The sequence below is a fragment of the Novosphingobium sp. genome, assembly GCF_036733805.1.
Classification (GTDB): Bacteria; Pseudomonadota; Alphaproteobacteria; order Sphingomonadales; family Sphingomonadaceae; genus Novosphingobium.
Genome location: NZ_DAIMZT010000086.1, coordinates 1 through 4,660, shown reverse-complemented (window position 1 = coordinate 4,660; position 4,660 = coordinate 1). Strand labels below are relative to the sequence as shown.

7 protein-coding genes are annotated in these 4,660 nt (G+C 62.7%); 2 read left to right on the top strand and 5 right to left on the bottom strand.

Going from position 1 to position 4,660, the window contains the following annotated elements; translation table 11 throughout:
- Positions 1–230 precede the first annotated feature (230 nt).
- The gene (locus V7D69_RS14575) at positions 231–1,106 is read left to right on the top strand and encodes an OmpA family protein (protein ID WP_324064253.1); all 876 of its coding nucleotides are present in this window, start codon (positions 231–233) and stop codon (positions 1,104–1,106) included.
- A 78-nt stretch (positions 1,107–1,184) separates the two neighbouring features.
- Here the strand turns inward: V7D69_RS14575 and V7D69_RS14570 are convergent, their stop codons facing one another.
- Both V7D69_RS14570 and lipB read right to left on the bottom strand, forming a co-directional pair.
- Positions 1,185–1,499 carry a hypothetical protein gene (locus tag V7D69_RS14570; protein WP_324064254.1) on the bottom strand — a complete coding sequence of 105 codons (315 nt, stop codon included), beginning with the start codon at positions 1,497–1,499 and terminating at the stop codon, positions 1,185–1,187.
- Positions 1,500–2,195 carry a lipoyl(octanoyl) transferase LipB gene (lipB, locus tag V7D69_RS14565; RefSeq protein ID WP_324064255.1) on the bottom strand — a complete coding sequence of 232 codons (696 nt, stop codon included), beginning with the start codon at positions 2,193–2,195 and terminating at the stop codon, positions 1,500–1,502. It lies immediately after the preceding gene.
- A 79-nt stretch (positions 2,196–2,274) separates the two neighbouring features.
- On the opposite strand from lipB, the gene V7D69_RS14560 reads away from it, so the two are divergent.
- Complete coding sequence (locus V7D69_RS14560) at positions 2,275–3,117, top strand: lipoyltransferase (protein WP_324064256.1); 843 nt, start codon at positions 2,275–2,277, stop codon at positions 3,115–3,117.
- A gap of 21 nt (positions 3,118–3,138) precedes the next feature.
- Here V7D69_RS14560 and V7D69_RS14555 read toward each other — a convergent pair whose 3' ends face one another.
- The 3 genes from V7D69_RS14555 to V7D69_RS14545 all read right to left on the bottom strand — a co-directional run.
- Positions 3,139–3,780, bottom strand: coding sequence for a class I SAM-dependent methyltransferase (locus V7D69_RS14555; RefSeq protein ID WP_324064257.1), 642 nt, complete (start codon positions 3,778–3,780; stop codon positions 3,139–3,141).
- Between the two features lie 93 nt (positions 3,781–3,873).
- Positions 3,874–4,218 carry an arsenate reductase (glutaredoxin) gene (gene arsC, locus V7D69_RS14550; protein ID WP_324064258.1) on the bottom strand — a complete coding sequence of 115 codons (345 nt, stop codon included), beginning with the start codon at positions 4,216–4,218 and terminating at the stop codon, positions 3,874–3,876.
- Positions 4,219–4,227: 9 nt separating this feature from the next.
- Positions 4,228–4,660, bottom strand: a 433-nt coding sequence (locus tag V7D69_RS14545) for a (2Fe-2S)-binding protein (protein WP_333606158.1), incomplete at its 5' end; no start/stop codon positions are given.

Genomic DNA, 4,660 nt, shown 5'->3' with positions numbered 1-4,660 from the left:
CGCTCGCATTAGCCGTTCAACTAACAGTGTCGCCGGGCGTGTTCATGTGGCAGAAAGGCGGTCCTGAACACGCCGAAATCCATGGTGTTCAGCTGTAGCATAGATGCCGCACGTCCCATGAAGTTAGTTGGAGGGGTTCTGACAGCCGGATACGCCATCACACGGGCGGCGGTCGGACGAGAAGCTGCAATGATGCAGGCCCGGCTGGTCGAGTTTGAAGGAGTAGCGCAATGAGTGTCATTTCCAAAAGCCCAAGGGTTTTCTTACTGCTTGCCACCGTGGCGGCGTCAGGCAGCTTGGCTGCACAGACGCAGGACTCGCCGCCCCCGGCCGACGTTTCGGCGACCTATAGCGCCCCCCCGGCCGAGCAACCTCAGATGACCCAAGGGCCTGAGATCAAGGGCATCATCTCCGCGCGCAGCGGCGACAAGATGCAGGTCACCGCCGACGACGGCACTAACACCGTCATCGTCATCAATGATTCCACCCGTATCAAGGCGAGCAAGGGCCTTTTCGGCCTTAACAGCAGCAAGCTTGCCGCAACTTCGCTGCTCAACGGCCTTCCGGTCACCGTCAAGACCATGCGATCGGGCGATGAACTGGTGGCGAGCCAGATCAACCTTCAGGGCAAGGATCTTAAGACCGCGGCCATGATCCGCAACGGCACTGACCAGCGCTTTGCCGAGCAGACCGCGGCGACGGAGGCGCTGCGCGGCCGCATGGGCGATATCGATCAGTACAATATCAAAAGCACGACAAACGTGAACTTCGACACCGGCAAGGCGGTGCTGTCCCCTCAGGCGAAAAACGATCTCTGCGCCGCGGCAGCCTCGGCGGAAAAGATGAATAACGCCCTGCTGCTTGTCGTGGGTTACACCGATTCCACCGGAAGCCCCGAATTTAATCAGGTGCTCAGCGAAAAGCGGGCCGGCAGCGTCGTCAATTACCTGCAGCAGGCGTGTGGCTGGAAACCTTATCGCATGCTGACCCCCACCGGGATGTCCGAGGCAGATCCGATGGCGAGCAACGACACTGTCGAAGGCAAGGCCCAGAACCGCCGCGTTGCTGTGAATGTCCTGGTCAGCAAGGGCCTGGACGGTCTGTAAGATGCCCTCCGGGGTGGGTTCGCCCACCCCGAAAGGTTTGCAAATCATCACCGCCGCTCGCGGCTTTGCATTCCTGTCCTATTGCCCGGCCGGCGCCGCGGGGGGAGCTTCCGCCGGCTCCGGCGGCGGTGCTTCGTTTCCGGTCACCACGTCTTCATTGTCATCAGGCCCCGCAGTCGCTTCGGCGCGAGTCTTGCTGCTGGTTTTCCCGGCATCGGGATTGGACAGCGGCGGCTGCGATCGCACGGTGTCGTAAGGCAGCATATCGTCGCTGACCGAGCGGGGAAGAAGCTCTCCCCCAGCTACCGCATGATCTGGCGTCTTGCCCTTGCCGCAGGCGCTCAGCGCCAAGGCTGCGACCATCGCCAGGGATAGAGCGGAATAGGCTTTCATTCAGGCAGTCTCCGTGCGGGAGATGGGGGTGGGGCAAGGCCGTTCCAAGGCGGCCAGGAAGCTGGCGCTCCGGTTCAGCAGCGCCTGGTCCCACGTTGCGAAGTCCACGTCATGGCCCAGACGCGCCAGGCTGGTCACGCCAAATTCCTCGATCCCGCAAGGCACGATCCCCGCGAAATGCGACAAGTCCGGGCGGATGTTGACAGCAAAGCCATGCATGGTCACCCACTTGCGGATGCGCACGCCGATGGCGCCGATCTTGGCCTCTCGTCCGTCAATATCCGTGGTCCAGATGCCGATTCGGCCTTCGGCGCGAAAACCTTTCACCCCGAAGTCCCGCAGGGTTTCGATCACCCAGCCTTCCAGAGCGTGGACGAAGCCGCGAGCGTCGCGCGCCCGCTTCCTGAGGTCGAGCAGCACATAGCAAACCCGCTGCCCCGGCCCGTGATAAGTATAGCGGCCGCCGCGGCCGGCCTCCACCACTTCGAAGCGGGGGTGGAGCAGTTCGGCGGTTTGGGCGCTGGTTCCGGCGGTATAGACCGGCGGATGTTCCAGCAACCAGATCAGCTCACGCGCCTGACCCGCCGCGATTCCGGCGTTGCGCGCCGCCATCTCCTCTAGCGCATCGCGGTAAGGGACCGGGCCGGACGACAGACGCAGCTCGATATCACCGGGAAGAGAGGGAGGAATCGTCATGGCGCGTTGCGTGGCGCTATTCCATGCGCTTATCAAGTGCCTTTAGGCAGCCTGCCAGGCAGGACACCAGGAGCGCGTGATGAAGTTTGACAGCAACAGGGCCTGGCTGGAAGCGATGGCGGCGGTAAGCGCCAATCGCCAAGTGCTGCTGCCGGTGGCAGGCGTGTTCTTCATGCTGCCCACGCTGCTTTCGACCGTGTTCCTGACGGGCGTGCAGACGCAGCTGCTGCAGGCGCTGGGCAAGCCGGAAATGGTGCAACGCATCATGGCCGATCACACGGGCTTGTTCCTGGGGTTCGGTCTGGGCGGACTGCTGGTTCAAGGGGCGGGTTATCTTGCGATCATGGCGCTGCTAAGCGAGCGGGGGCGGCTCACGGTGGGCCAGGCGATCGTTGCCGCGCTGCGGGCCTTGCCGACACTGGTGGCCGCGGTGCTGCTGACGGTCCTGGGCATCGTGGCCGCCTCGCTCGTGCTTGCGCTGCTGATCGGCGGCCTGTTCGCCCTCATCGTCGGAACCGGCGCCGCGTCCGCGATCGTCGCCGTGGCCATGATGGTGGCGATGATTTACGTCTCCATCAAACTGTCGCTGGTGGTCCCGGTGGTGGTCAACGAAGGGATCACCAATCCGCTTGCCGCGCTGGTTCGGTCCTGGCGTTTGACGCGGCACAACAGCCTGAGGCTGTTCGGGTTCTTCGTGCTGCTGATGATCGCCTATATCGCTATCGCCTTTATGGTGACGATCGTTCTGGTCGCGCCCTTGGCCTTGCTCGTTGGTGAGGGGCGGGCTCTGACGCTGTTTACCGGTGTGGTGTCGGGCGTGATAGCGGCAGTGTCAGGCGTGATCCTGACGGCGGTGCTGGCTTACACGCATCGCCAATTGGCCGCCCCGTCCGCCGACACGGTCAATCAAACCTTCGAATAGCATTGGACGGGAGAGCTGCGTTCAAGCGGCTTCGTCTTCGTCTTTCCAGCCCCACCACATGAAGCACGGCGGCACGTTTATCGGTTCAAGACCCGAATCGATGCGGCGGAAATGACGCGCCATGAAAGAGCGCGCCTTGGGCGTGAACTGATAGACCAGAAATGCCCCGCCCTTGCGTATCACGCGGTGCGTAGCCGCCGCGATCGCCGGCCCGACGCCTTCGGGCAAAGTGGAAAAAGGCAAGCCGGAAAGCACGTAATCCGCCTTTTCATGCCCATGCGCACGCACGATCTCCTCTACATCGGAGGCAGATCCGTTGACCGCGACGAAGCGGCTGTCCGTTATGGTCCGGCGCAGATAATCGATGAACTGGGGGTTGGTGTCGATCACCAGAAGCATCGCGTCGCGCCTCAAGCGATCCAGCACCGGCTGGCAGAACGTGCCGACGCCGGGACCATATTCGACGAAGAGCTTGCAGTTCTCCCAATCCACCGGCGCCAGCATCCGGTTAATGGTGAAGCGGGAGGAGGGCACGATTGAGCCCACCATCACCGGATTGCGCAGAAAACCTTCGAAGAAGACGCCCCACGGCCCCAGCCCCTGCTTTATTTTCCGCTTAATCCGCTGGGGCAGTGCCTCTCGGGCAAGCTGTGAACTGGTCATGCTGGCGGAAGCTCTCGCACTGTTGAAAGGTGTCATAAAGGTGCCATGCGGTGGCAGATTAGATCGGTCATTGCAAGGCGAGGGAAGCCAGCGTCACAAAATCTCGTAAACCTTTTCCTGTGGACGACAAAGCCTGACGCCCTTTTCGGTTTCCACCAGAGGTCGTTCGATCAGGATCGGTTCGGCGACCATCGCGACCAATACCGTTGCATCGTCCGCATCCGGCAGGCCGCGCTCGGCCGCGTCGGTGCCGCGCATGCGCAGGCCCTGCTGCGGGGAGATGCCTGCATCCCGATAAAGCTGAGCCAGCTTCTCCGCGCTTGGCGGCGTCTGCAGGTATTCCACCACCTGCACTTCGATCCCCGGCGTTTCCTGCAGGATCGCCAAGGTCTTGCGCGAGGTGCCGCAATTCGGGTTGTGCCAGATCGTTGTCTTCATGATTGCCTCCTAATGTTCCGATGTCTCTGATGCAGGCTTTATCGCCGCCGCCGGCGCGGCTTCCACATCTGGGAGGCCAAGCGGCGGAACGGTGCCGGTGGGCTGTTCCCGGCGCATCGCCGCGCCAGCGCGCTGGATGGCGCGGATCAAGCGGGGATGGACGCCGCATCGGCACAAATTGGCGATCGCCTCCTTGATGTCGCCCTCGCCGGGGTTGGCATTGCGCGCGAGCAAGGCGGCGGCGCTCATCACGATGCCAGGGGTGCAAAACCCGCATTGGATGGCCTGTTCCACCACCATGGCTTGCTGCACCGGATGAGAGCGATCGGGCGAAAGCCCTTCGATCGTGATGATGGAGCGGCCTTCGCATTCAGCCAGCGTGATGAGGCAGGACCGCAGCGCCACGCGGTCAACCATCACCGTGCAGGCCCCGCAATCGCCC

Bases quoted from the DNA above. Each gene is read 5' to 3' on its own strand.
- V7D69_RS14560 (WP_324064256.1), top strand. From the start codon at position 2,275: ATGAAGTTTGACAGCAACAGGGCCTGGCTGGAAGCGATGGCGGCGGTA.
- arsC (WP_324064258.1), bottom strand. From the start codon at position 4,218: ATGAAGACAACGATCTGGCACAACCCGAATTGCGGCACCTCGCGCAAG.
- lipB (WP_324064255.1), bottom strand. From the start codon at position 2,195: ATGACGATTCCTCCCTCTCTTCCCGGTGATATCGAGCTGCGTCTGTCG.
- V7D69_RS14570 (WP_324064254.1), bottom strand. From the start codon at position 1,499: ATGAAAGCCTATTCCGCTCTATCCCTGGCGATGGTCGCAGCCTTGGCG.
- V7D69_RS14575 (WP_324064253.1), top strand. From the start codon at position 231: ATGAGTGTCATTTCCAAAAGCCCAAGGGTTTTCTTACTGCTTGCCACC.
- V7D69_RS14555 (WP_324064257.1), bottom strand. From the start codon at position 3,780: ATGACCAGTTCACAGCTTGCCCGAGAGGCACTGCCCCAGCGGATTAAG.